The sequence below is a fragment of the Leucobacter iarius genome, assembly GCF_039530105.1.
In the GTDB taxonomy this organism is placed as follows: Bacteria; Actinomycetota; Actinomycetes; order Actinomycetales; family Microbacteriaceae; genus Leucobacter; species Leucobacter iarius.
In genome coordinates, this window is record NZ_BAAAOB010000002.1 from 224,399 (window position 1) to 250,452 (window position 26,054).

Genomic DNA, 26,054 nt, shown 5'->3' on the forward strand with positions numbered 1-26,054 from the left:
TACGTCTCGCTTCATAGGCTGGCGCCATGACCCGCTATCTGCTCGCCGGCGGCGGGACCGCCGGCCACGTCTCACCGCTGCTCGCGGTCGCCGACCGGATCCGCGAGCGGGATCCGGGGGCGACGGTCCTCGTCCTCGGCACCGAGGAGGGGCTCGAGGCCCGTCTGGTCCCGCAGCGCGGGCACGAGCTCCGCACGATCCCGCGGGTACCCTTCCCGCGCAGGCCCGATCTGCACGCCGCACGGTTCCCGGCGCGATTCCGACGCGCGGTCGCACTCACGCGCGAGCTCCTGCGCGAGGAGCGCATCGACCTGCTGATCGGCTTCGGCGGATACGTCTCGGCCCCGGCCTACGTCGCGGCCCGGCGGGAGCGCGTGCCCTACGCGGTGCACGAGGCGAACGTCCGGCCGGGGCTGGCCAACGTCTGGGGCGCCCACCGCGCCGCGGCCGTCGGCACGGCCTTCCCCGGGACTCCGCTGCGCGGTGCCGAGGTCGTCGGCATGCCGCTGCGCGCCGAGATCGCGTCGCTCGACCGCGCGGCCTCCCGCGCGGAAGCCGCCGAGATCTTCGGACTCGATCCGCACCGCCCGGTGCTGCTGGTGTTCGGCGGATCGACCGGCGCACGCCGGATCAACGACGCCTTCGCGGCGTCCTGGCCCGCGATCGCCGCCGCGGGGTGGCAGCTCCTGCACGTGACCGGCGAGCAGAAGATCGACGAGGTGGAGGCGAGCAGCGCCGACGCCCGCGCGGTGGTCCCCTATGTCGATCGGATGGACCTCGCGTACGCGCTCGCCGACCTGGTCGTGTGCCGCTCGGGCGCGGCGACCGTGAGCGAGATCAGCGCGCTCGGTATCCCGGCGGTCTACGTGCCCTACGCCGTCGGGAACGGCGAGCAGGCGCTCAACGCCCGCGCCGCGGTCGAGGCGGGCGGCGCCGTGCTGCTCGCCGACGCGGATCTCACTCCGGACACGGTGGACGAACGGATCGTGCCGCTGCTGCACGACGCGGATCGGCGCCGGCACATGAGCGCGGCCGCCTCAGTGCTTGGCGTGCGGGACGCCGCCGGCCGGATGCTCGCGCTCGCCGAGCGTGCGCTCGGCTGACCCGGGGCGTCGCCGAGCCGCGGGCATCGGCGGACCGGACCGCCGCTCCCGCGCGAGCGCGGAACCGCGGCCGGAGAACGACGAAGCGCGCCCGCCTCCGCTCCGCGTACGGAGGAAGAGGGGCGCGCTCGACGTGCGGAGCGGCGGTCGGCTCAGGCGAACCAGAGCGCGAGCTCGCGGGCGGCCGACTCGGGCGAGTCGGACCCGTGCACGAGGTTCTGCTGCACCTTGAGGCCCCAGTCGCGGCCGAGGTCGCCGCGGATGGTGCCGGGTGCCGCCGTGGTCGGATCGGTGGTGCCCGCGAGCGAGCGGAAGCCCTCGATGACCCGATGGCCCTCGGCGCGGATCGCGACCGTGGGGCCCGAGCTCATGAACTCGATGAGGGGCTCGTAGAAGGGCTTGCCCTCGTGCTCGGCGTAGTGCGCGGCGAGCAGCTCGCGATCGGCGTCCACCAGTCGGAGGTCGACCAGACGGTACCCCTTCGCCTCGATGCGGCGCAGGATCTCGCCGGTCAGGCCGCGGGCGACCCCGTCGGGCTTCACCAGGATGAGGGTCTCTTCTGCGGACATGCGTCTCCTTCGTTCAGAACGGAATACGGGGAACAAGTGTAGTGAGCGGAGGTGGCTAATCCGTTGCGCCTTGGGAGGCGAGCCAGGCGGCGCGGTCCCGGTCGATCTGCGCGCCCCGCACCATGCAGAAGATCCACAGGGCCAGGAACACGAGGCTCACGAACAGGCTCATCGGCATGATGAAGGCGACGGCGAGCATGAGCGCGTGCACCGCCCAGCCGAGCTTGATCCCGAGCCCGCCGCGCATGCACGCGAGCGCGACGACGATCACCAGGCACAGCCCGATGCCGATATAGATGCCGAGCTCTCGCGGCTCCAGCAGCGACAGCCCGAACACCGTCATACCCATAAGGAACACGATGATCAGCTCGAAGCCGAGCACGATGGAGGCGAGCGCACGCTGCGTGGACTGACGACCGCTGCGGGCCCCCGAGACGCGCATGGCGGAATTGTGCGCGAGCGTCTCGGACGGCGACAGCTGGAGCTCCTCGCCGTCCTCGGCGGAGGCGCCGCGGATCTTGCGCGGGCTCATGCGATCCCCCAGCCCTCGTCGCGCGAGTACGCGATGGCCTCGCCGGCGAGCATGACCGACCCGGTGACGAGCACGCCGCGCGACTCGCCCTCCTCGACGGTCGATGCCCAGGCCCGAGCCGCGTCGAGCGCGTCGGGCAGGCGCTCCTCGACCTCGACCGGCAGGCCGGGCAGCGCGGTCGCCGCCAGCTCGGCGAGCCGGTCGGCGTCGATGGCGCGGGGCGAATCCACCGTGGTGAGGATCACGCGGGACGCGAGCGGGGCCAGCGCGGCGAGCACGCCGGCGGCGTCCTTCTCGCCGAGCACGCCGACGACCAGCGCCACCTCGGAGAAGCGGAACGACTCGACGAACGCGCGTGCGAGCGCCTCCGCACCGTGCGGGTTGTGCGCCGCGTCGACCACGACCGAAGGGTCGATGCCGATGAGCTGCAGGCGGCCGGGCGAGGTCAGCTGGCCGAGCCCCTCGTCGAGGACCTCCTCGGGAACCGGGCGCTCCCCGCCGAGGAACGCCTCGACGGCGGCGATGGCGAGCGCCACGTTCTCGGCCTGGTGTCCGCCGAACAGCGGGACGAAGGCCGGATCGTACGCATTGCCGGTCGCACCGACGACATCGATCTGACGTCCGCCGACGGCGAGACGGTCGTCGGCGAGGCGGAAGTCGCGGCCCTGCACGAGCACGCGCGATCCGGTGCGCTCCGCGGCGGCCTCGATCGCCGCCAGCGCGGCCGGATCCTGCGCGGCCGAGACGACCGTGCTGCCCGGCTTGATGATACCGGCCTTGGTCCGCGCGATGGTCGCGATGTCCGGGCCCAGGATCGCGGTGTGGTCGAGCGCGATCGGCGTGAACACGGCGACCTGCGCGTCGACGATGTTCGTCGCGTCCCACTCGCCGCCCATGCCGACCTCGATCACCGCGACGTCGACCGGAGCGTCTGCGAAGGCCGTGAACGCGAGCACGGCGAGCGCCTCGAAGAAGGTGATCGGCCCCTGACCCGACTCCTCGAGCTCGGCATCGACGACCTCGAGCGGCAGCTGCAGCTCGCTCCACGCCTCGGCGAGTCGAGGTCCGCTGATCGGCGATCCGTCGATCTGGAAGCGCTCCGTGAAGTCGACCAGGTGCGGGCTCGTGAAGAGCCCGGTCCGCAGCCCGTGCGCGCGCAGCAGCGACTCCACGGCTCGGCTGGTCGAGGTCTTGCCGTTGGTGCCGGCGATCTGCACGACGGGGAACGAGAGCTGGGGCGAGCCCGCGAGCTCGGCGAGTCGGCGCACCGGCTCGATGCGCGGGCGGGGGTTCGCCTCGCCCACGCGGCCGAGCAGCGCGTCGTAGACCTCTTCTGCGGTGCTCATCGGGCGTCCTCCTCTTCGGGCGCGTCGAGCCCGGTCGTGTCGATCGTGATGATGAGCGGAGCCTTGTCGGTGCCGAGGGCCTTCGCGCCGGTCACGAAGACGCCGTCGCCGGGAGACGGGATGTCGTCGACGATCGCGTCGATCCCGATGGCCTCCTGCACCGCGAAGCCGGCCGCGAGCGTCTCCGCGGCGATCAGTCCTCCGTGCGTCCGGAGCGCGTCCACGTGAGCGGGCTCCGCGTTCAGCGCGAGCACGATGCGGTCGCTCACGTCGAGACCGGCGTTCTTGCGCGCCTCCTGCACGGCGCGGATCGCGTCGCGGGCGATGCCCTCGGCCTCGAGCTCGGGCGTCGTCTCGGTGCGCAGCAGCACGAAGCCGCCGCCCTGGAGCAGCGCGAGCGCCGTCGACCCGTCGGAGCCGTCGCCGGCGGAGAGCGTGAGCTCGTACTCCCCCGGCTCGAGCACGATGCCGCCGGCGGTGACGACGCCGTCGGTCTCGGACCAGTCGCCCGACTTCGCACCGCGGATCGCCTGCTGCACGTTCTTGCCGATGCGCGGGCCGGCGGCGCGGGCGTTGACGGCGAGCGTGTGCACGATCCCGTGCTCGGCCGCGCTCTCGGCGGTCTGCTCGACGAGCGTGACCCGCTTGACGTTGAGCTCCTCGCGCAGGATCTCCGCGAACGGCTCAAGCGCCTCCGGCCGCGCGCTCACGACGGTGAGCTCCGAGAGCGGCAGGCGGACCCGCAGGCGACGGGCCTTGCGCAGCGCGAGCGCCTGCGAGGTGATCTGACGGACCTCGTCCATCGCGACGATCAGCTCGTCGTCCGCGGGGAACTCCGCGGCGTCCGGCCAGTCCACGAGGTGCACCGAGCGGCCGCCGGTGAGTCCGCGCCAGATCTCCTCGGTGACGAGGGGCGCCATCGGCGCCGCGACGCGTGCCACGGTCTCGAGCACGGTGAACAGGGTGTCGAAGGCCTGGCGGTTCGACTCCTTGCCGTTCTCGCCGTTCGTGCCCTCCCAGAAGCGGTCGCGCGAGCGGCGCACGTACCAGTTGGTCAGCGTCTCGGCGAAGTCGCGCAGGGTCTCGGCCGCGCTCGTCGTGTCGAGCCCGTCGAGGTGCGCCTCGACCTCGCGCACCAGGCGTCCGGTCTTGGCCAGGATGTAGCGGTCCAGCGGATCGCTCGAGTCGGTGCGGCGCTCCGCCTCGATCCCGTCCGCGTTCGCATAGAGGCTGAAGAAGTAGTACGAGTTCCACAGCGGCAGGATGAACTGGCGCACGCCCTCGCGGATCCCCTCTTCGGTCACGACGAGGTTGCCGCCGCGGACCACGGGCGAGGCCATGAGGAACCAGCGCATCGCGTCGGACCCGTCGCGGTCGAAGACCTCGTTCACGTCGGGGTAGTTGCGCAGCGACTTCGACATCTTGTTGCCGTCGGAGCCGAGCACGATGCCGTGGCTGATCACGTTCTTGAACGCGGGGCGATCGAAGAGCGCGGTCGCGAGCACGTGCTGCAGGTAGAACCAGCCGCGCGTCTGCCCGATGTACTCGACGATGAAGTCGGCGGGCTGGTGCGTGTCGAACCACTCGCGGTTCTCGAACGGGTAGTGCGCCTGCGCGAACGGCATCGAGCCCGAGTCGAACCAGACGTCGAACACGTCCTCGATCCGGCGCATGGTGCTCGCGCCGGTGGGATCGTCGGGGTTCGGCCGGGTCAGGGAGTCGATGTACGGGCGGTGCAGGTCGACCTCGCCCTGCTCGTTGCGCGGCAGCTCGCCGAAGTCGGCCTCGAGCTCGGCGAGCGAGCCGTAGACGTCGACGCGCGGGTACTCGGGGTCGTCGCTCTTCCACACCGGGATCGGGCTGCCCCAGTAGCGGTTGCGGCTGATCGACCAGTCGCGGGCGCCCTCGAGCCACTTGCCGAACTGGCCGTGCTTGACGTTCTCGGGGACCCAGGTGATCTCCTCGTTGACCTCCAGCATGCGCTGCTTGATGTCGGTCACGCGCACGAACCAGCTGGAGACCGCCTTGTAGATCAGCGGGTTCCGGCAGCGCCAGCAGTGCGGGTAGGAGTGCTCGTAGCTCGCCTCGCGCAGCAGGCGCCCCTCCTGCTTGAGCAGGCGGATCAGCGGGCGGTTGGCGTCCATCCAGAGCTCGCCGGCCACGTCGGTGACCGCCTTGATGAAGCGGCCCCCGTCGTCGACGGAGACGATGACGGGCATGCCGGCTTCGGCGGTGATGCGGTGGTCGTCCTCGCCGTACGCGGGCGCCTGGTGCACGATGCCGGTGCCGTCGCTGGTCGAGACGTAGTCGTCGACGAGCACGCGCCAGTAACGCTCGGTGCCCCACACCTCGGCGTCGGCGAAGTAGTCGAAGAGCCGCGCGTATTCGACCTCGGCGAGCTCCGCGCCGAGCACGGTGCGCTCGACGGCCGCGTTCACGGCCTCGGCGGATTCGTAGCCGAGATCCTTCGCGTGGTTGCCGACGAGGTCGACCGCCAGCAGGTAGCGGGCCTCGCCCGCCGCCCCGCCGTCGGCGCCGCCCGCCGGGCCCGCGGGCACGACGGCGTAGGAGATCTCGGGTCCGACCGCGAGGGCCGCGTTGGTGGGCAGGGTCCAGGGCGTCGTCGTCCACGCGAGCGCGCGCACGCCGTCGAGACCGAGCTCGGCCGCGCGGTCTCCCGTGAAGGGGAAGGTCACGGTCACCGAGGGGTCCTGGCGCATCTGGTAGACGTCGTCGTCCATGCGCAGCTCGTGGTTCGAGAGCGGGGTCTCGTCGCGCCAGCAGTAGGGCAGGATCCGGGATCCCTCGTAGGCGAGGCCCTTCTCGTGCAGCTGCTTGAACGCCCAGAGCACGCTCTCCATGTAGCCGAGGTCGAGGGTCTTGTACCCGTGCTCGAAGTCGACCCAGCGCGCCTGGCGGGTGACGTAGTCCTCCCACTCGCGGGTGTACTGCAGCACGGCGTCGCGGGCCTTCGCGTTGAACGCGGCGATGCCCATCTCCTCGATCTCGCGCTTCTCGGTGATGCCGAGCTGCTTCATCGCCTCGAGCTCGGCGGGCAGGCCGTGGGTGTCCCATCCGAAGCGGCGCTCCACCTTCTTGCCGCGCATCGTCTGGAAACGCGGGAAGACGTCCTTGGCGTAGCCGGTGAGCAGGTGGCCGTAGTGCGGCAGACCGTTGGCGAAGGGCGGGCCGTCGTTGAAGACCCACTCGGCCTCGCCCTCGCGGCGCCGGATCGACTCGCGGAAGGTGTCGTCGGCCTTCCAGAAGGCGAGCACGCGCTGCTCGACCTCGGGAAGTCGCGGGGACGGCGATACTTCGGCTGCTGCACCGTTCGGCTGCTGCGCGGCGTCGCCGGTCGACTGCTTCGGATACGTCATGTTCGGGGCCCTCGTGCGTGTCCGTGCACGTACGGCTGCTGTCGCCTACGTGCACTGTTCCGACGCCGGGACGAGCGCTGCGCTTCGCAGCTCCCGCGGTACCACCCCGCTTGCCGACCCGCGCTGCGAGCAGCGAGGTTCGGCCTCTTCGTTCGGCTGTGACGGGCCGTTCCCGTTCGGTTCTAGTGGACCGCGCGCGCCGAAGCACTCGCGACCGTTCTTCCGAAGGCTCCCCGGTGATGGCCGGATCGACGCCTGTGCCTTCGATTCTACCGGATCGCGATGAGCCGGGATAGCATCGCAGCATCCAGGTCGATGCCGATTCCCAGGAGGCCGCCAGTGTCCGCACCCGCCGATCAGCCCAACGTCGTCGAACAGCCCGAGCAGCACCTCGCGGTCGTCCGGGATCGCGTCGCGTTCGCGGACGTCCCCGCGCTCTACGATCGCGCGTATCCGGCGATCTTCGGCGCGCTCGGCGCGGCGGGCATCGCCCCGAGCGCACCCCCGATGGGGGTCGTGCACGGCTCCCCCGACGGCACCCTCGATCTCTCGGTCGCGGTGCCGGTCGCGGAGCCCTTCATCGGCGACGGCGAGGTCACCGCCGAGACCATCTCGGCCGGGCGGGTCGCGACGCTGCTGGTGCGCGGCGATTACTCGCAGATCGGTCCGGCGTATCAGCGCCTGTTCGAGTGGGCCGCAGCCCAGGGCCTCGAAGCGACCGGCCTCGCGTGGGAGCAGTACCTGACGGAGCCGCAACCGGGCGGGGACCCGGCCGAGAACGAGACCCTCGTCGCGATCCAGCTCGCCGACTGAGCCACGCGACACGCCCGGGATCTTGACCTCGATCCCGTGCGCTCATATGGTTGCTGAGCGGTGCCGAGCGGCATCGCACCATCCGAAAGGGAAATCGACCATGCGCGAATCACTCGCGAATCAACATCCGCTGCAGCGCGAGTTCCTCGCGTTCGCGAGCGAGTCGACCCTTTCGGCGCGAGCCGCCTGACCCCGTCGCCGACGGAGTCCCCGGCGCCCCGCACCGTTCACGGTCCGGGGCGTTTTTTCGTGCACCCTCCTCCTCGGAGGAGACCATCGCGCGTTCCGCCTCGGGCCCACACCCGAAGGAAAGGAACCATGGAGAAGATCACCGAACGGCTGCTCAACTGGGCATCCCTGATCGACGAGAAGACCCTCGATCAGGCGATCACCACGTCGAAGCTGCCGTTCATCCACCCGCACCTGGCGCTCATGCCCGATGCCCACCTGGGCAAGGGCGCGACCGTCGGATCGGTGATCCCGACGCTCGGGGCCATCATCCCGGCGGCCGTCGGCGTCGACATCGGCTGCGGCATGATCGCAGTACGCACCCAGTTCGACCGGTCCCGACTCGAGTCGGCCGATCTCGTCGAGCTGCGCGAGCAGATCGAACGCGCGATCCCGCTGTCGGCCGGGCACCAGAACCGCAAGATCGTGGCGACCGCCGCGCCGAGGATCGCGGAGCTCGAGGAGCTCGCCGAGCAGCGCGGCTTCGATCCCGAGCGCTATCTGAAGCAGTGGCGGCTCCAGCTCGGTTCCCTGGGCTCCGGCAACCACTTCATCGAGGTGTCGGTCGACGAGCTCGACCGGGTCTGGATGTTCCTGCACTCCGGCTCCCGAGGCATCGGCAACCGCATCGCCCAGCACCACATCAAGGTCGCCCAGCGCCTCGCGAAGCAGTGGTGGATCGAACTGCCCGACCCCGACCTCGCCTACCTGGTCGAAGGGACGCCCGAGTTCACGAGATACATCGCCGAACTGCGGTGGGCGCAGCACTTCGCACTGCTCAACCGCGAGGAGATGATGGATCGAGTGGCTCGCCAGCTCGGCGAGGTGATGGGTGAGACCGTGACGGAGCAGGAGCGGATCAACTGCCACCACAACTTCACCGAGTCCGAGATGCACTTCGGCAAGCGGGTGTGGGTGTCGCGCAAGGGCGCGATCCTCGCCGATGCGGGGCGACCCGGGCTGATCCCCGGCTCCATGGGCACGGCCTCCTACGTGGTCAGCGGGCTCGGTGATCCGGCCGCGCTGAACTCGTCGCCGCACGGCGCCGGACGCGAGTACTCGCGCTCGGCGGCGCGGCGGACCTTCACCCACGAGCAGCTGCGCGAGGCCATGGTCGGCATCGAGTACCGCGACACCGACGCCTTCATCGACGAGATCCCGCAGGCCTACAAGCCGATCGATCAGGTGATGGCCGACGCCGGGGACCTCGTCGAGATCCGGCACACGCTGCGCCAGCTCGTCAACGTGAAGGGCGACTGAGACGACCGGCCGGCCGCGGGCGGGATACTGGTGGGATGAACGCCTCCCCCAGCACCCCCGCTCGCGGTCGGCCGCGAGCCTCCAGCCGCGCCGTCCTCGAAGAGGCGGCGTCCGAGCTGTTCCTCGAGCAGGGCTACGGACGCACGAGCGTCGATCAGATCGCACGCCGGGCCGGGGTGAGTCGAGGCACCTTCTTCAACTACTTCGCGAGCAAGGCCGACGTGTTCTGGGGCGACGTCGACGCCCAGCTCGATCGACTGCCCGATCTGCTCGGCGCCTCCGATTCCGATCCCGCCGGTGCCGTCGAGGCCGCGCTCACCGAGATGGCACGGAACTTCGGCCCCGACCGGGTGCCCTGGATCCTCAACCACTTCGAGGCGATCGGCTCGCCCGACGAGGTCCTCGCCGCGGCCACCCGCCGCGTCACCCGAGCCGCGGAGTCGCTGCGCGCCTTCGTCGCCGAACGCACGAACGCCCACCCGCAGGATCTCGGCGTCGCCCTGACCGTCAACACCGCGCTCGCGCTCGTGCTCTCCGCGGTGCAATCCTGGATCGCGGCGGGACCGAGCCGCGGAGGCCTCGACGGGCATCTCGCGCTCGTGGCGGCGATGCGTCGGGGCGGCGACGCCGGTGCGACCGGATCGGTCCGTTAGAACCCGCCCTGGATCCAGGCGGGTCCGGCGGTCTCCGGGCGTGCCGGCCCGTTCATCGTGACCGCCGAATAGCCGGCCTCCCAACCGGCCGGGGGCTCCGCGAGCAGCTCCCGCACGTCGCTCGCGGCGCGCTCCGGATCCCCGCTCCACGGGACGGACACGAACACCTGGTACTGGCAGTCTCCCGACTCGACGAGCCGCAGGCACACCCCGTAGCGCTCAGGCCGATCCCACGGCGGGCCGGAGAACTCGATCCGCATGCCGGACGCGGCGAGCCGCTCGTGATCGACCAGTTCCAGCACCCGACGCGCGGCGGTGTCCTCCCGACGTTCCCAGGAGCGATCCGTGCCGATGCGGGCGACCTCCGCGTCGTACTGCGCCGCATCGAACACGAGCGGGCGGTCCATCGGGGCCTCGTGCTCCCAGTCCCAGCGCACCGCGTCGCCGTCGCGGACGATGACCGCGTCGGTCATGGCGCAGCCGTAGGTCCCGCAGATGCACCTCGCGACGGGCACGGTGCGCGCCTCGTGCGCCGCCACCAGACGGTTCTCCGGGAGGAGCAGGCCGAACGGCCCCATTCCGAGCCCGGCTCCGCAAGCGGTGAGCTCGATCTCATCGACCTCGCCGGCGAGCACGCAGAAGATCCGGACCTGCAGCTCGCCCGCCACGGGATCGAAGTCGTCATCCGCACCGTCGCCCCGGCTCGCGTCGGCCACCTCGAACCGGACCCTGTCGCGCATCATGCCGCAATGGTAGGCGGCGCGGCGGTTCCACCGCACCCCGATCATCGCGCTTCGATAGACTGGCGGGCACACACCTTCAGGCACCAGCGCGGTCGCGTCGATCGCGCGCAGACACGGTGCCGCCCACATCGACCCCGACCTCGCGTCGAGACACGGAGCCACCGCATGAGCGCGATCCCCGACAAGCCGGCACTCGAAGGCCTCGAAGCCAAGTGGGGCACGAGCTGGGAGGCCGAGGGCACCTACCGCTTCCCGCGCGAGGGGGCCGAGCGCAGCGAGGTCTACAGCATCGACACCCCGCCGCCCACCGCGTCGGGCTCCCTGCACGTCGGGCACGTGTTCTCCTACACGCACACCGACACGGTGGCGCGCTTCCAGCGCATGCGCGGCAAGCGCGTCTTCTATCCGATGGGCTGGGACGACAACGGTCTGCCGACCGAGCGCCGCGTGCAGAACTACTACGGCGTGCGCTGCGATCCCTCGCTCCCCTACGTCGAGGACTTCGTCCCGCCGCACGAGGGCGGCGACGGCAAGAGCGTGAAGGCCGCTGACCAGCAGCCGATCTCGCGCCGCAACTTCATCGAGCTGTGCGAGCGCCTCACGGTCGAGGACGAGAAGCAGTTCGAGGATCTCTGGCGCACGCTCGGCCTCTCGGTCGACTGGACGCAGACCTACCGCACCATCGGCGCCGACTCGATCCGCGCTTCGCAGCTCGCCTTCCTCGGCAACATCGAGCGCGGCGAGGCCTACCAGGCCCAGGCTCCCACCCTGTGGGACGTCACCTTCCGCACCGCGGTCGCGCAGGCCGAGCTCGAGGACCGCGAGCAGCCCAGCGCCTACCACACGCTCGCGTTCCACCGGACGGACGGCGCGGGCGACATCCTCATCGACACCACGCGCCCCGAGCTGCTCGCCGCCTGCGTCGCGCTCGTCGCACACCCCGACGACGAGCGCTTCAAGCCGCTCTTCGGCACCACCGTTCGCACCCCGATCTTCGGCGTCGAGGTGCCGATCGTCGCGCACCACCTCGCCCAGCAGGACAAGGGCACCGGCATCGCCATGATCTGCACCTTCGGCGACGTGACCGACGTCGTCTGGTGGCGCGAGCTCAACCTGCCGAACCGCGCGATCCTCGGCTTCGACGGCCGCGTGCTCGCCGAGGCCCCCGAGGCGATCACCAGTGAGGCCGGGCTCGACGCCTACGCCCAGATCGCGGGCAAGACCGTGTTCAGCGCCAAGCAGACCATGGTCGAGCTGCTGCAGGCCTCCGGCGAGCTGCAGGGCGAGATCCGCAAGATCTCCCACCCCGTCAAGTTCTTCGAGAAGGGCGACAAGCCGCTCGAGATCGTCTCGACCCGCCAGTGGTACATCACGAACGGCGCGCGCGACGAGGACCTGCGCGAGCGCCTGCTCGCCCACGGTCGCGAGCTCGAGTGGCACCCCGACTTCATGCGGGTGCGCTACGAGAACTGGGTCGAGGGGCTGTCGGGCGACTGGCTGATCTCACGCCAGCGCTTCTTCGGCGTGCCGATCCCGGTCTGGTACCCGCTCGACGCCGAGGGCAACCCGGTCTTCGACCAGCCGATCGTCGCGACGAAGGAGCAGCTGCCCGTCGACCCGTCGAGCGATGTGCCCGCGGGCTACGACGCCGCGCAGCGCGGCCAGGCCGGCGGATTCGTCGGCGAGGTCGACGTCATGGACACCTGGGCGACCTCCTCGCTCACTCCGCAGCTCGCCGGCGGCTGGGAGCGCGATCCCGAGCTCTTCGACCTCGTCTTCCCGTTCAGCCTGCGCCCGCAGGGCCAGGACATCATCCGCACCTGGCTCTTCTCGACGCTGCTGCGCTCCGAGCTCGAGTCGGGGCGGCTCCCCTGGCAGCACGCCGGCATCTCGGGCTGGATCCTGGATCCCGACCGCAAGAAGATGTCGAAGTCGAAGGGCAACGTCGTCACCCCGCTCGGCATGCTCGAGCAGCACGGTGCCGATGCGGTCCGCTACTGGGCGTCATCCGCCAAGCTCGGCACCGACGCGGCCTTCGACCCGCAGAACCCGACCCAGATCAAGATCGGCCGCCGCCTCGCGATCAAGCTGCTCAACGCCGCGAAGTTCACGCTCTCGTTCGACGCCTCCGGCGCCGGCACCGTGACCGAGGCCCTCGACCGCTCGATGCTCGCGTCGCTCGCGACCGTGATCGAGGACGCGACCCGCGCATTCGAGGCGTACGATCACGCTCGCGTGCTCGAGATCACCGAGTCGTTCTTCTGGACCTTCTGCGACGACTACCTCGAGCTCGTCAAGGAACGCGCGCACGCCGGCAGCGGCCAGCCGCAGGCCTCCGCGGTCACCGCGCTGCGCCTGGCGCTCTCGGCGTTCATCCGTCTGCTGGCTCCGTTCCTCCCCTACGCGACCGAAGAGACGTGGTCCTGGTTCAACGAGGGATCGGTGCACGTCGCCGCGTGGCCGCAGTCCGCCGAAGCGTCTGAGCCCGCGGGTCCCGACGCCGATCCCGGCCTGCTCGGGCTCGTCGGCTCGGCGCTCGTCGGTATCCGCGGTGCCAAGACGGCCGCGAAAGCCTCGCAGAAGACGCCGGTCGAGCTCGCGGTCGTGCAGACGCCCGCGGCCGACCGCGACCGCCTGCAGCTCGCCGCCGACGACCTCAGCAAGGTCGGGCGCATCGCCGAGCTCCGCATCGAAGCGGCCGAGGTCGACGCTCCGACCGTCGCCGAGATCCGCCTCGAGGCTCCGGCCGAGGCCTGAGCCGGGGCTTCCGGCAGAGGAGAAGACAGCATGCAGCTCGGGACGCGTTGGCGGGTGGGTCAGCCCCCGCACGCCAGCGTCCCGGGCGCCCTGCTGCCCCTGATCACCGCGGCCGAGCAGCAGCACCCCGAAGCGTCCGCGTGGACGCTGACCTGGCTCGAGGGACGGCCCCGGTGCGCCCTCGACGACCTGCTGCTCGTCACCCTCGACGGCACCGAGTCGCTGCGCGCCTCCGCGGACGCGCCCGACGAGGACGATGACGATTGGTTGAGCTGAGCATCGCATGAAGCATTCGAGTCCTCCCGCAGCGGGCCGCCCGGTCGGCCCCCGCCGCGTGACCGCGGCGGTCGCGGCAGCGCTGTGCCTGTCCGTCGCGCTCACCGCGTGCGCACCCGAGCCCGGTGCGGGCACGGGCTCGCAGGACAAGCCCGGGAACAGCAGCACCAAGGGCGGTGGCGGGGACTCTTCGGGTTCGAGCTGGTCGAAGCCGAGGCACGAGCCAGACATCACCAAGCAGAAGACCCTGCCGAAGGGGTTCCCGACGGATGCGTTCGCGGTGCCGAAGGGCGCGACGATCGACGATGCGGGCGAGCGCGGCCCCGGTGTCTGGTTCGTCGTGCTGTCGGCGAAGGATCGCGCTGCGGCGGATGCGCTGTGGGCCGAGGTGATCTCGACGAATGGCTTCGCCGAGCAGGATGCGGCCGAGACGCCGGAGGGCGGCCGTTCAGCCACCCTGTCGAATACGCGGCTGACCGTTCAGGCTCTCACCCTGCCGGGCAAAGACGGGGCCGCGCTGCTCAGCTACGACCTCTCGACTCCGCCGCCGTCCGAATAGGGACCCGACCGCGGCAGGGGCTCAGGCCGTGCGCTCGCCGCTCGTCGCGGCGCGCAGCACTCGAGGAGCGGCTTCGCCCGTGACGGATTCCCGGGTGACGACGACCTTCGCGATCGACTCGTCCGAGGGTGCGTCGAACATGACCGGCCCGAGCACGCCCTCGAGGATCGCGCGCAGGCCGCGCGCGCCCGTCTTGCGCTCGACCGCGAGCTCGGAGATCGCCTCGAGCGCGGCGTCCTCGAACTCGAGGCCGACCCCGTCGAGCTCGAACATGCGCTGGTACTGCTTGACCAGGGCGTTCTTCGGCTCCGTCAGGATGCGCGTGAGCGCGGACACGTCGAGCGGATCGACGGTGGCGACGACCGGCAGGCGACCGATGAACTCGGGGATGAGGCCGAACTTGTGCAGGTCTTCGGGAAGCAGCTCGGCGAACAGTTCGGAGTCGTCGCGCTTGCTGGACAGCGGTGCGCCGAAGCCGATGCCGCCCTTGCCGACACGCGACGCCACGATCTCCTCGAGGCCGGCGAAGGCGCCCGCCACGATGAACAGCACGTTCGTCGTGTCGATCTGGATGAACTCTTGATTCGGGTGCTTGCGGCCACCCTGCGGCGGCACCGATGCCACCGTGCCCTCGAGGATCTTGAGGAGCGCCTGCTGCACGCCCTCGCCCGAAACATCGCGCGTGATCGAGGGGTTCTCGGCCTTGCGCGCGATCTTGTCGATCTCGTCGATGTAGATGATGCCCGTCTCAGCGCGCTGCACGTCGAAGTCCGCCGCCTGGAGCAGCTTGAGGAGGATGTTCTCGACGTCCTCACCGACGTAGCCCGCCTCGGTCAGCGCGGTGGCATCGGCCACCGCGAACGGCACGCCGAGCTGGCGCGCGAGCGACTGCGCGAGATAGGTCTTGCCGCAGCCGGTAGGACCGACCATGAGGATGTTGGACTTGGCGATCTCGACCTGCTCGGCGGCGGCCTCGGCGCTCGTGAGCTTCTGCGCCGCGCGCACCCGCTTGTAGTGGTTGTAGACCGCCACCGCGAGCGACTGCTTGGCGCGATCCTGACCGATCACGTACTGGTCGAGGAAGTCGGAGATCTCGCGCGGCTTGTGCAGCGTGAACTCGGGCGACTCGGGCGCGGCCGACTCGGCCATGCGCTCCTCGATGATCTCGTTGCAGAGACCGACGCACTCGTCGCAGATGTAGATCTGCGGACCCGCGATCAGCTGTTGGACCTGCTTCTGCGATTTCCCGCAGAAAGAGCACTTCAGCAGGTCGCTGCTCTCGCCGATCTTCGCCATGCGACGTCCCCTTTCGGATCGGTGTGGTTCGATGTTCTCGAGCCTAACCCGCACCACCGACATTGCCGCCGGCGGCACGCCGCGGCCCGACGCCGGTGGCGTCGGGCCGCGGGGACGGTCAGGATCCGAGCACTGCCTGCGGGTTCTTCCGACTGGTGAGCACCTGGTCGACCAGACCGTACTCGAGCGCCTCGTCGGCGCTCAGGATCTTGTCGCGATCGATGTCCTGGTGCACCTGCTCGGGAGTGCGGTTGGAGTGCTTCGACAGCGTGTCCTCGAGCCACTCGCGCATGCGCATGATCTCGCGCGCCTGGATCTCGATGTCCGAGGCCTGGCCGTGCCCGCCCTGGCCCGACGAGGGCTGGTGGATCAGCACGCGGGCGTTCGGCAGTGCGAGGCGCTTGCCGGGCGTGCCGCCCGCGAGCAGGACCGCCGCTGCCGAGGCCGCCTGGCCGAGGCACACCGTCTGCACGTGGGGGCGGATGTACTGCATCGTGTCGTAGATCGCCGTCATCGCGGTGAACGAGCCACCGGGAGAGTTGATGTACATGGTGATGTCGCGCTCGGTGTCCTGGCTCTCGAGGACGAGGAGCTGCGCCATCACGTCGTCGGCCGACGCGTCATCGACCTGCACGCCGAGGAAGATGATGCGATCCTCGAACAGCTTGGCGTAGGGGTCCTGGCGCTTGTAGCCGTAGGCCGTGCGCTCCTCGAAGGAGGGCAGCACGTAGCGGGACTCGGGCATGAGCAGACCGGAACCGCCGGCCTGCGGCAGAGAAGGCATCTGCGGGGTGTTCATTGAAGTTCTCTCCTGGTTCCGCTGGCTACTTGCTGGTTCCGCCGCCGCCGACCACGTCGGAGGCCGAGTCGCGGATGAAGTCGACGAAGCCGTACTCGAGCGCCTCGTCGGCGGTGAACCAGCGGTCGCGGTCGCCGTCGGCGTTGATCTGCTCGACCGTCTTGCCGGTCTGGGAGGCGGTGATCTCGGCCAGGCGGTTCTTCATCGAGGTGATGAGCTGCGCCTGGGTCTGGATGTCGCTCGCCGTGCCGCCGAAGCCGCCGTGCGGCTGGTGCAGGAGCACGCGGGCGTTCGGCGTGATGTAGCGCTTGCCCTTGGTGCCGGCGGTCAGCAGGAACTGGCCCATCGACGCCGCCATGCCGATGCCGACGGTGACGATGTCGTTCGGCACGAAGCTCATCGTGTCGTAGATCGCCATGCCTGCGGTGATCGAACCGCCGGGCGAGTTGATGTAGAGGTAGATGTCGGCCTCGGGGTCCTCGGCGGCGAGCAGCAGGATCTTCGCGCAGATCTCGTTCGCGTTGTCGTCGCGGACCTCGGATCCCAGCCAGATGATCCGATCCTTGAGCAGGCGCTCGAACACGCTGTTCGGCGTCGTCTGTTCTGCCATGCGTGGCTCCATTCGATCTCGGTGTGATTCGAGGCTACCGACTCACGGGCCCCTCGACGCCCATGTTCGCCCTGGGCACACAGGCGGAAACGCAGAGGATCCCCGGTCCGCAGACCGGGGATCCTCTGAGCGTGCAGTGCGTCGCCTTACTCGGCGGCGGCCTCCGCAGCGGCCTTCTTGGCGGCGCGGGTCGCGGCGGCCTTCTTGGCGGCTGCCGAACGAGCGGCCTTCTTGGCCTCCTCGTCGTCATCGCCCGCAGCCTCGGCGGCCTTCTTGGCCGGAGCCTTCTTCGCCGGAGCCTTCTTGGCGGCCGGCTTCTTCTCCTCGGCGGGGGCCTCGGCCTCCTCGGCCGACTCCTCGCCGTTGTCGACCGCGGTGAACTCGGCCAGATCGACGGCCTTGCCGTCCTGGTCGACGACCTCGGCCTTGGCGAGGGCGATCGCGAGCGCCTTGTTGCGGGTCACCTCGGCGACGATGATGCCCATCTGGCCGCCCTGGCTGAGCGCCTGGATGAACTGGCCGGGCTCCATGCCGTACTGCTGAGCCGACTGGAAGATGTACTGCGAGAGCTCGGCCTCGGTCGGGGTGACCTCTTCCGCCTCGACGATCGCGTCGAGCAGGAGCTGCAGCTGGAGCTGCTTCTCCGAGGACTCGCGGACCTCTGCGCGGTGCTCGTCGTCCTCGAGGCGTCCTTCGCCCTCGAGGTGACGGTGCACCTCGTCCTCGACGAGCTCCTCCGAGATCGGGATCCCGGCCTGCTCGATGAGGGTCTCGGTGAAGAGGTCGCGTGCCTGGCGGCCCTGCGCGAACACGGCGGCCTGGGCGACCTGCTCGGCGAGGCTCTCGCGGAGCTCCGCGACGGTGTCGAACTCGCTGGCGAGCTGCGCGAAATCGTCGTCCGCCTCGGCGAGCTTGCGCTCCTTGACGGCGGTGACGGTCACGGCGACCTCGGCGTCCTGGCCCTCGTACTCGCCGCCGAGCAGCTGCGAGGTGAAGGTGGTGGCCTCACCGGCGGTGAGGGTGTCGATCGCCTCGTCGAGCCCGACGAGCATGTTGCCCGCGCCGACCTCGTAGGAGACGCCCTGGGCCTGGTCGACCTCGGTGCCGTCGATGGTGGCGGTCAGGTCGATCTCGACGAAGTCGCCCTTCGAAGCGGCGCGCTCGACGGTCTCGAGGGTGCCGAAGCGCTCGCGGAGCTTGTCCAGCTCGGCGTCGACCGCGTCGTCGCCGACCTCGGCGTTGTCGACGGTCAGCTTGAGGCCGTCGTACTTGGGGACGGTGAACTCGGGGCGGACCTCGACCTCGAACGCGAGCACGACCTCGCTCTTCGGGTCCTTCAGGTCGATCCACTGCTCGACGTCGGCGGTCGGGCGGCCCATGGGGCGCACGTCGGACTCGGCGACGGCGGCCTGGTAGAACTCGTCGAGCGACGAGTTGACGGCCTGCTCGACGACGGCCTCGCGGCCGACGCGCTGGTCGATGATCGGCGCGGGGACCTTGCCCTTGCGGAAGCCGGGGATCGACACCTGCTCCGAGATGGTCTTGTAGGCGCCCTTGAGGTGCGGCTCGAGCTCGTCCATGGTGAGCGCGACCGTCAGCTTGACTCGGGTCGGCGTGAGCTTCTCAGCGTTCGTCTTCGGCAATTTGGCCTCTCAGTGATCGGATTCGTACGCAGCTAGCGGCGTGGTCGGACTCTGTGCAGGTCCGAGTCGGGGCGACAGGATTCGAACCTGCGACCTCCCGCTCCCAAAGCGGGCGCTCTAGCCAAGCTGAGCTACGCCCCGAAACCCGCGGGTTCCGGGTGACCGCGGCCCAGTTCTCGCGCACGCGAGAGCGTGCGCGAGTACGGCTGTGCGGACAACCGCAGGCAAGTCTAGCCGAAAACGCGTGCGGGATCGCCCGAAACGGCACCGAAACGACGAGAGCCCCGCTTTCGCGGGGCTCTCGTGCGGCCCGGGCGACCGGACGGAACAGAGGGGATGACGGGAATCGAACCCGCGTAATCAGTTTGGAAGACTGAGGCTCTACCATTGAGCTACATCCCCGTGGTCGGGGCGTTCACCGCGACCGGGGCGTGCCGAAGCACTCGACCGATACTAGTGCACTCCCGGCGCCGATCGGAAACCGTGGCGTGTCATTCGGCTCGCGCAGCCGGATTCCCGGGCGCGGCGAGCGGCGCATCGACCGCCGCTCGGTGCGCCGCCGTGTGCCCGATGTAGATCTCCGCATTGCGCCGCACGCTCTCGCGCTCGGCGGCGGTGAGTTCCCGGACGACCCGCGCCGGCACCCCCGCGACGAGGGAGTTCGGCGGGATGATCCGGCCCTGCGGGACGAGCGCACCGGCCGCCACCAGGGATCCCTCCCCCACGACCGCCCCGCTCAGCACGGTCGCGTTCATGCCGATGAGGCAGCCGTCCTCCACGGTCGCGGCGTGCACGACCGCGTTGTGCCCCACCGAGACGCGATCCCCGATCACCGCACCGTGCGCGGCCTCGGTGTGCACCGCCACGCCGTCCTGGAAGTTGCTGTCGCGTCCGACCGAGATCGAGTTGGAGTCGCCGCGGAGCACCGCGTTGTACCAGACGCTGCTGCCCGGCCCGAGGGTGACGGCGCCGACGACAACCGCACCCGGCGCGATCCACGCGGAATCATGGATCCGCGGTGCGCGCTCGGGATCCAGCGCGATGACGGTTCCGGTTCGCTCGACGCTGCTCACGGGTGATCCCTCTCTGCGCGTGTCGGCGGCGACGGCGCGATTCGATCCTACGGGCGCGCGGTGGGTAGCTGGTTCGAAGAAACCGGGCGCCGACCGCGGCCGGTCGCAGATACGACGAAACCCCCACCCGGTGCGGGTGGGGGTTTCTCTTGCTCCCCCGGCTGGGCTCGAACCAGCGACATCCTGATTAACAGTCAAGCGCTCTGCCAACTGAGCTACAGGGGATCATTGCCGAAGCAACCCCTCTAGCTTACCCAGCGTCTCGCGCGCAGTGCAAATCCAGGCCATCTCCGCGTGCCGCCCGGGCGCGCCCGCGCTATTCGTCGGCGATCTCGTCGTAGGCGGTCGCCCGCAGCGCCTGCGCGAGCTGCTGCACGTAGACGTGATCGGCCTGCCGGAAGATCGCGTTGATGTCGTCGTGGCCGACCACGCGCCCCTGCTGCATGACGAGCACGTCCTGCACGAGCGCCTCCAGCATGCCGATGTCGTGACTGATCAGCACGAGGGTCGCGCTGCTGCGCTCGCGGTACCAGCGGAGCAGATCCACGATCCGCGGCCGGCTGTTCGCGTCGACGCCGAGCGTCGGCTCGTCCGCGACGAGCACGGGCGGGTTCAGCATGAGCGACCGCATCACCGCAACGCGCTGCCGCTGCCCCTTCGAAAGCTCGTACGGGTACTCCTGCAGCTTGCTCAGCGGCAGCCCGACGATGTCCATCATCTCGGCGATCACGGCACCGAGCTCGTCCCGGTCGAAGTCCTTGGTGCGCTCGACGATCGGCCCGAAGAGGATGTCTCCGACGTTCAGCTCGGGCGGCAGGGTGGCGCCCGCGTCCTGCGCGAGATGCCCCACGTAGGCGGTCAGCCGCGCGGCACCGCGTCGGTTGAGCCGCCGCATCGAGGTGCCGAGGACGTGGGCGTCGCCGCCCGTCGCCCGGATCCGCGCCGACTTGTCCCCCGTGTCCTTCGCCCGCCCCGCGAGGAAGCGCGCGAGCGTGGACTTGCCCGATCCGCTCTCGCCGAGCAGCGCGAGCACCTCGCCGCGTTGCACGTCGAAGCTGACCCCCTCGACCGCGTGGAACGAGCGGCCTCCGCCGTGAGCGGGATAGCTGAGCGAGAGATCGGAGACGTGGATCGCCGGATCCGCGTCGAGGTCGACGCCTGCCACGCAGGACTCCTTCCACCGGTGGATGTCGGTACTCGCAGCAGCCTACGGCACCGCCGCGCCGCGCCGCGTCATTCCGTGCGGAGACTGCGCCGAGCCGCCTCGAGCGCGACGAGCTGCTCCTGGATCCGGCGGGATCCGGCGTCGGCCGAATCCCCGATGCGCTGCATGCGGGCGACCAGCTCGCCCTTGAGGTTCAGCAGGTCGCGATCCAACAGCGACACCACCACGTCCTTCGCGTACGCGGCCAGCTGCTCGGCCTTGCGCTGCGGCATCGGCGCGAGCGCGAGCTCCCGAGCGAGATCGCGCAGGGCCTCCGGCGTCTGCTCGAGCACCTCGGCGAGCCAGCGGTCGGTGCCGAGCGCGGGCAGCGCAGCGGCGATCGCATCGCGGACACCGCGCAGTCGCGGTTCGTCCACCTGCGCGGTGACCGCCTGCGACAGCAGGTCGATGCCGACGGCCTCGCCCTGCTGCAGCATCGCCATGAGCGCGTCGCGCTCGAGCCACACGCCGGGCGCGTTCGGCAGGCTCGCCAAGGAGATTCGGGGCGCCGCCGGCTCGGCCGGGGCGCCGAAGCGGTCGTTCGGATCCTGGCCCGCGCGCGGCGGCTCCTCGCGGTCATTCCCGCGGGACTGCGGTCGGGACTCGGCCGTGCGCACCGCGCGCTGCACCTCGCCGAGGTCGGAGCCGAGCATGCGCGCCAGCTCGCGCGCGTAGCCCGGTCGCATCGCGGGATCCTTGATCTCGGCCACGATCGGGGCCGCCGCCCGGAGCGCCGACACCCGACCCTCGACGCTGTTGAGGTCGAAGCGGGAGACCGCCTGCCGCAGCGCGAACTCGAACAGCGGGGTCTTCCGGTCGAACAGCGAGACCACGGCCTCGTCCCCGCGGTGCAGCCGCAGGTCGCAGGGGTCGAGTCCATCGGGCGCGACCGCGACGTAGGTCTGCGCGGTGAAGCGCTTCTCCTCGCTGAAGGCGCGCAGCGCGGCCTTCTGCCCGGCCTCGTCGGGGTCGAAGGTGAAGATCACCTCGGCCGCCGCGTCATCGCCCATGACCCGGCGCAGCACCGAGATGTGCTCCCGCCCGAAGGCGGTGCCGCAGGTCGCGACCGCCGTCTCGATCCCGGCCAGGTGGCACGCCATCACGTCGGTGTACCCCTCGACGACGACCGCGCGGTGCCCGCGCGAGATCGCGCGCTTCGCGAGGTCGAGGCCATAGAGCACCTGCGACTTGCGGTACACGGGGGTCTCGGGGGTGTTGAGGTACTTCGGGCCGTTGTCGTCCTCGTAGAGCTTGCGGGCACCGAAGCCGATCACCTGGCCGCTCGTGTCGCGGATCGGCCAGATGACGCGGCCGCGGAAGCGGTCGTAGACGCCGCGCTGCCCCTCGGAGACGAGGCCGGCCTGCGAGAGCTCCGCCGGGGTGTAGCCCTGCGCCTTCAGGTGGTCGGTCAGCCCGTCCCATCCGCGCGGCGCGTAGCCGACACCGAACCGGGTCGCGGACTCGGCATCGAACCCGCGTCCGTCGAGGAAGTCGCGGCCGGCCTTGCCCTCCTCGCTCGCCAGCTGCTCGACGAAGTACGCCGCGGCGGCCTGGTTTGCGGCGAGCAGGCGGGCCCGGTTCGGGCCCTCCTCGCGACGGCCGCTGCCCTCCTCGTAGGTGAGCGCGTAGTGAATCCGTGCGGCCAGACGCTCGACCGACTCGGTGAAGGTGAGGTGGTCCATGCGCTGCAGGAACGTGATGGCGTCGCCCGATTCGCCGCAGCCGAAGCAGTGGTAGTAGCCGAGCGCCGGACGCACGTGGAAGCTGGGACTGCGCTCGTCGTGGAACGGGCAGAGCCCCTTCATCGAGTCGATGCCGCCGTTCTTGAGCGCGACGTAGTCGCCGACGAGGTCGGCCAGGTTCGTGCGGCGCTTCACCTCTTCGACGTCGCTCGCGCGGATCCGGCCTGCCATAGCTGCCCAGTCTAGTCGTCGTCGCTCGGGCTAGACGAGCGGCGCCGTGCAGAGCCGCTCGTACCAGGCGATCGCCGACTGGTCGGTGAGCGACGCCACCTGATCCACGATCGCGCGCCGCGCCGCGGACTCGTCGGCGGCGGCCCGGAAATCGGCGGCGTAGGCGGGCTCCAGCTCGTGCGCGCCCGACTCCCAGAGCGTGTGCAGCAGCTCGGTGAGCAGCGCCCGCTGGCGCCGGTACGTCGGCTGGCGTCGCCCGCTCTGCATCACGTACGCGGCGACCACGCCCTTGAGCACGGCGATCTCGGCGCTCACCTCGCGCGGCACGACCATGCGCGCACCGTAGCGGGCGAGCGAGCGGCCGTCCGCCTCGTCGATCGTGTCGCGGATCGCGGCGCGCGCGAACCGGCCGATCATGTCGCTCGTGAAGTTCTTCAGCCGGGCCTGGTCCCTGCGGGATCCGTCCCAGCTGCGCAACCAGTTGCCGCTCTCGGCCATCCGGTCGAACGCCGCGCCGAGCTCGTCCGTCGCGAAGTCGCCGCCGGCCCACTCCGAGACGGTCCGGATCAGCGCCTCGTGGCCCGAGCGGGCCGTGAGGAACTGCGGATCGATGTGCTCCGACACGATCGCGTCCTCGAAGTCGTGGACCGAATAGGCGACGTCGTCGGAGAAGTCCATGATCTGGGCCTCGACGCACTTGCGCCGCTCGGGTGCACCGCTCCTGAGCCAGTCGAAGACCGGCGCGTCGTCGGTGAAGTACCCGAACTTGGCGCTGCCCGGCGCGGCCTCCTGCAGCGACCAGGGGTACTTGCAGCTGGCATCGAGCGTGGCGCGCGTGAGGTTCAGACCCGCGCTCGACCCGTCGGGTGCGAAGCGCTTCGGTTCGAGGCGGGTGAGGATCCGCAGCGTCTGCGCGTTGCCCTCGAAGCCGCCGAAACCGCGCATCCACTCGTTCAGCGCGAGCTCCCCGTTGTGCCCGAAGGGCGGATGACCGAGGTCGTGCGCCAGGCACGCGGTGTCGACCACGTCCTGCGAGACGCCGAGCGAGACCGCGAGCTCGCGGCCGATCTGGGCGACCTCGAGCGAGTGCGTCAGACGGTTGCGGGCGAAGTCGACGCCGGCCGTCGGGCTGAGCACCTGGGTCTTCGCGGCGAGGCGCCGCCAACCGCTCGAGTGCAGCACTCGGGCGCGGTCGCGTGCGAAGTCGCTGCGTCCGCCGCTGTGCTGCTCGGGGACGAAGCGCTCCTCATCGAACTCGGAGTACCCGTTTGCCCGCTCACCCACCGGAATCGTCCCGCTCGGCCTCGGCCAGCTCGGCGAAGTCGATGCCGTCGCTCGTGCGGCTCTCGAGCCAGCGGTCCGGCAGCACGACGCGCTTGGGGCTGCCGGCCCGGCCGCGCTGGCCCTCCGCGCCCTCGCCGGGGTACGGCATGGAGCCGTCCATCGTGGCGAAGATCTCGTCCATCTGCTCGAGCGACTCGACCGCCGCGAGCGAGCGGCGGGTGTCGCCGCCGACGCCGTAGCCCTTGAAGTACCAGGCGACGTGCTTGCGGATGTCGCGGCAGGCGCGATCCTCCTCGCCGTCGAAGAACTCGACGAGCAGCTCGGTGTGCCGGCGCATCGCCTGCATGACGAAGCCGAGCGGCGGCTTCGCGATCGCCGCCTCCGCGGCCTCGGTCGAGATCTCGCCCTGCTCGGCGCGGAACGCCGCTGCGAGGTCGCCGAACAGCCAGGGGCGGCCGAGGCAGCCGCGACCGACGACGACGCCGTCGCAGCCGGTCTCGCGCACCATGCGAATCGCGTCCTCGGCGGACCAGATGTCGCCGTTGCCGAGCACGGGAACGCTCGTGATCGCCTGCTTCAGCTCGGCGATGGCCGACCAGTCGGCGTGCCCCGAGTAGAACTCGTTCGCCGTGCGTCCGTGCAGGGCGATCGCCGCGACGCCGGCGTCCTCGGCGGTGCGCGCGGCGTCGAGGAACGTCAGGTGGTCGGCGTCGATGCCCTTGCGCATCTTCACCGTGAGCGGGATATCGCCGGCGGCCTTCACAGCGCCCTCGACGATCGCTTTGAACAGGTCCTGCTTCCACGGCAGAGCGGAACCGCCGCCCTTGCGGGTCACCTTGGGCACTGGGCAGCCGAAGTTCAGGTCGATGTGATCGGCGCGGTCCTCGGCGACGAGGAACTTCACGGCCTCGGAGACCGTCTTCGGATCCACGCCGTAGAGCTGGATCGAGCGCGGCGTCTCGCTCTCGTGGTGCTTGATGAGGCGCATCGAGGCCGGGGTGCGTTCGACGAGCGCCCGGCTCGTGATCATCTCGCTCACGTAGAGCCCCGCGCCGTACTCGCGGCAGAGTCGACGGAACGCGGTGTTGGTGATCCCGGCCATGGGTGCGAGCACCACCGGGACGTCGAGCGCGATCGGACCGATGCGCAGCCGCTGATCGGTTGCGAGAGAGGAGGAAGTCATATCGCCTCCATTCTCTCACGAGCCGCCCGGCCGGGCGGCTAGGCCGGCTTCGGGGCGTCCACCGCCCCGCCGAAGCGGCGATCCCGGTCGTGGTAGATCCCGATCGCCCGCCAGAGCTCGGACCGGTCGAAGTCGGGCCACAGGGTGTCGAGGAACACCATCTCGGCGTACGCGGACTGCCAGAGCATGAAGTTGCTGGTGCGCTGCTCCCCCGACGAGCGCAGGAACAGGTCGACCTCCGGCAGCTCGGGCACGTAGAGGTAGCGCCCGATGGTGCGCTCGCTGATCCCGTGGGGCGAGAGCCGCCCGGTGGCGACGTCCTCGCCGATGCGGCGCATCGCGTCCACGAGCTCGTTGCGCCCGCCGTAGTTCACGCACATCGTGAGCGTCAGCCCGGTGTTGTGCGCGGTGACCCGTTCGGCGGTCTTCAGCTCGCTGAGCACGGACCCCCAGAGCCGCGGCCGGCGCCCGGCCCAGCGCATGCGCACGTTCCAGGAGTGCAGCTGCTCGCGCCGACGCCGCAGCACGTCGCGGTTGAACCCCATGAGGAACCTGACCTCGTCGGGCGAACGCCGCCAGTTCTCGGTGGAGAACGCGTAGACGCTCAGGTGCTTGACCCCGGCCTGGATCGCGCCGGCCACCACGTCGAGCAGCGCCTGCTCGCCCATGCGGTGCCCCTCGACACGGGGCAGGCCGCGCTGGTTGGCCCAGCGCCCGTTGCCGTCCATGACGATCGCGACGTGCTCGGGCACGGGTCCCGCGAACCGGGGCGGTTGCTCGCCGGTCCAATCGACCGGCACGATCTCGTCGGGCACTCGCGGCATAGCGTTCAG

Annotated in this window: 22 protein-coding genes and 3 tRNA genes; 7 read left to right on the plus strand and 18 right to left on the minus strand. The window is 70.4% G+C overall.

Translation table 11 applies throughout. From position 1 onward, the window contains the following. Positions 1–26: 26 nt before the first annotated feature. A complete protein-coding gene (gene murG, locus ABD169_RS10315) occupies positions 27–1,103 on the plus strand; it encodes an undecaprenyldiphospho-muramoylpentapeptide beta-N-acetylglucosaminyltransferase (protein WP_344032017.1) in 1,077 nt (358 codons plus the stop codon). 152 nt (positions 1,104–1,255) lie between these two features. On the opposite strand, the gene ndk is transcribed toward murG, so the two are convergent. The 4 genes from ndk to ileS are packed head-to-tail and all read right to left on the minus strand — an operon-like array spanning position 1,256 to position 6,927. Beyond that, complete coding sequence (gene ndk, locus ABD169_RS10320; protein ID WP_046456706.1) at positions 1,256–1,672, minus strand: nucleoside-diphosphate kinase; 417 nt, start codon at positions 1,670–1,672, stop codon at positions 1,256–1,258. Positions 1,673–1,727: 55 nt separating this feature from the next. Beyond that, complete coding sequence (locus tag ABD169_RS10325; protein WP_344032019.1) at positions 1,728–2,204, minus strand: DUF4233 domain-containing protein; 477 nt, start codon at positions 2,202–2,204, stop codon at positions 1,728–1,730. After that, positions 2,201–3,550 carry a bifunctional folylpolyglutamate synthase/dihydrofolate synthase gene (locus ABD169_RS10330; protein ID WP_344032021.1) on the minus strand — a complete coding sequence of 450 codons (1,350 nt, stop codon included), beginning with the start codon at positions 3,548–3,550 and terminating at the stop codon, positions 2,201–2,203. The genes ABD169_RS10325 and ABD169_RS10330 overlap by 4 nt, the downstream gene beginning before the upstream one ends. After that, complete coding sequence (gene ileS / locus ABD169_RS10335; RefSeq protein ID WP_344032023.1) at positions 3,547–6,927, minus strand: isoleucine--tRNA ligase; 3,381 nt, start codon at positions 6,925–6,927, stop codon at positions 3,547–3,549. The genes ABD169_RS10330 and ileS overlap by 4 nt, the downstream gene beginning before the upstream one ends. 339 nt (positions 6,928–7,266) lie before the next feature. On the opposite strand from ileS, the gene ABD169_RS10340 reads away from it, so the two are divergent. The 3 genes from ABD169_RS10340 (at position 7,267) to ABD169_RS10350 (ending at position 9,881) form a co-directional block, all read left to right on the plus strand. Continuing rightward, positions 7,267–7,740, plus strand: a complete 474-nt coding sequence (locus ABD169_RS10340) for a GyrI-like domain-containing protein (protein ID WP_344032025.1) — start codon at positions 7,267–7,269, stop codon at positions 7,738–7,740. A gap of 318 nt (positions 7,741–8,058) precedes the next feature. Then, complete coding sequence (locus ABD169_RS10345) at positions 8,059–9,228, plus strand: RtcB family protein (RefSeq protein ID WP_344032027.1); 1,170 nt, start codon at positions 8,059–8,061, stop codon at positions 9,226–9,228. Between the two features lie 35 nt (positions 9,229–9,263). Continuing rightward, positions 9,264–9,881, plus strand: a complete 618-nt coding sequence (locus ABD169_RS10350; RefSeq protein ID WP_344032029.1) for a TetR family transcriptional regulator — start codon at positions 9,264–9,266, stop codon at positions 9,879–9,881. Here ABD169_RS10350 and ABD169_RS10355 read toward each other — a convergent pair. Continuing rightward, a complete protein-coding gene (locus tag ABD169_RS10355; protein WP_344032031.1) occupies positions 9,878–10,624 on the minus strand; it encodes a hypothetical protein in 747 nt (248 codons plus the stop codon). The two genes, ABD169_RS10350 and ABD169_RS10355, sit on opposite strands and share 4 nt — an antisense overlap. A 165-nt stretch (positions 10,625–10,789) precedes the next feature. Between ABD169_RS10355 and valS the strand changes: the two genes are divergently transcribed. From valS to ABD169_RS10370, 3 genes are read left to right on the plus strand one after another with little or no spacing between them, the layout of a single operon-like run. Beyond that, entirely contained in the window at positions 10,790–13,381 is a 2,592-nt protein-coding gene (gene valS / locus ABD169_RS10360; protein ID WP_344032033.1) for a valine--tRNA ligase, read from the plus strand. 30 nt (positions 13,382–13,411) lie between these two features. Further along, positions 13,412–13,657 carry a Fe-S oxidoreductase gene (locus tag ABD169_RS10365; protein ID WP_344032035.1) on the plus strand — a complete coding sequence of 82 codons (246 nt, stop codon included), beginning with the start codon at positions 13,412–13,414 and terminating at the stop codon, positions 13,655–13,657. A gap of 7 nt (positions 13,658–13,664) precedes the next feature. Beyond that, complete coding sequence (locus ABD169_RS10370) at positions 13,665–14,216, plus strand: hypothetical protein (RefSeq protein ID WP_344032037.1); 552 nt, start codon at positions 13,665–13,667, stop codon at positions 14,214–14,216. A gap of 21 nt (positions 14,217–14,237) precedes the next feature. On the opposite strand, the gene clpX is transcribed toward ABD169_RS10370, so the two are convergent. The 13 genes from clpX to ABD169_RS10435 form a co-directional block, all read right to left on the minus strand. After that, positions 14,238–15,512, minus strand: a complete 1,275-nt coding sequence (clpX, locus tag ABD169_RS10375) for an ATP-dependent Clp protease ATP-binding subunit ClpX (protein WP_046456716.1) — start codon at positions 15,510–15,512, stop codon at positions 14,238–14,240. Positions 15,513–15,630: 118 nt separating this feature from the next. Continuing rightward, positions 15,631–16,311, minus strand: a complete 681-nt coding sequence (locus ABD169_RS10380; protein WP_344032039.1) for an ATP-dependent Clp protease proteolytic subunit — start codon at positions 16,309–16,311, stop codon at positions 15,631–15,633. Positions 16,312–16,336: 25 nt separating this feature from the next. Then, complete coding sequence (locus ABD169_RS10385; RefSeq protein WP_255350876.1) at positions 16,337–16,933, minus strand: ATP-dependent Clp protease proteolytic subunit; 597 nt, start codon at positions 16,931–16,933, stop codon at positions 16,337–16,339. A 134-nt stretch (positions 16,934–17,067) separates the two neighbouring features. Beyond that, positions 17,068–18,564 (minus strand): trigger factor, encoded by a 1,497-nt coding sequence (gene tig / locus ABD169_RS10390; RefSeq protein WP_344032041.1) that lies wholly within the window; start codon positions 18,562–18,564, stop codon positions 17,068–17,070. Positions 18,565–18,630: 66 nt separating this feature from the next. Further along, positions 18,631–18,705: transfer RNA gene (locus tag ABD169_RS10395), tRNA-Pro, on the minus strand. Between the two features lie 190 nt (positions 18,706–18,895). Then, positions 18,896–18,966: transfer RNA gene (locus ABD169_RS10400), tRNA-Gly, on the minus strand. A gap of 89 nt (positions 18,967–19,055) precedes the next feature. Beyond that, complete coding sequence (locus ABD169_RS10405) at positions 19,056–19,637, minus strand: gamma carbonic anhydrase family protein (RefSeq protein WP_344032043.1); 582 nt, start codon at positions 19,635–19,637, stop codon at positions 19,056–19,058. 152 nt (positions 19,638–19,789) lie between these two features. Continuing rightward, positions 19,790–19,862, minus strand: a tRNA-Asn gene (locus tag ABD169_RS10410). Between the two features lie 91 nt (positions 19,863–19,953). After that, positions 19,954–20,802: an ATP-binding cassette domain-containing protein gene (locus ABD169_RS10415; protein WP_344032044.1), complete on the minus strand. Its 849-nt coding sequence runs from the start codon at positions 20,800–20,802 to the stop codon at positions 19,954–19,956. Positions 20,803–20,870: 68 nt separating this feature from the next. Then, positions 20,871–22,754, minus strand: coding sequence for a DNA primase (gene dnaG / locus ABD169_RS10420; protein ID WP_344032045.1), 1,884 nt, complete (start codon positions 22,752–22,754; stop codon positions 20,871–20,873). A gap of 30 nt (positions 22,755–22,784) precedes the next feature. Further along, positions 22,785–24,038 carry a deoxyguanosinetriphosphate triphosphohydrolase gene (locus tag ABD169_RS10425; protein ID WP_344032047.1) on the minus strand — a complete coding sequence of 418 codons (1,254 nt, stop codon included), beginning with the start codon at positions 24,036–24,038 and terminating at the stop codon, positions 22,785–22,787. Beyond that, positions 24,031–25,221 (minus strand): tRNA dihydrouridine synthase DusB, encoded by a 1,191-nt coding sequence (gene dusB, locus ABD169_RS10430; protein ID WP_344032049.1) that lies wholly within the window; start codon positions 25,219–25,221, stop codon positions 24,031–24,033. Before dusB ends, ABD169_RS10425 begins: the two co-directional genes overlap by 8 nt. Before the next feature lie 38 nt (positions 25,222–25,259). Beyond that, positions 25,260–26,045, minus strand: a complete 786-nt coding sequence (locus ABD169_RS10435) for an isoprenyl transferase (protein ID WP_344032051.1) — start codon at positions 26,043–26,045, stop codon at positions 25,260–25,262. Between the last annotated feature and the right edge of the window lie 9 nt (positions 26,046–26,054).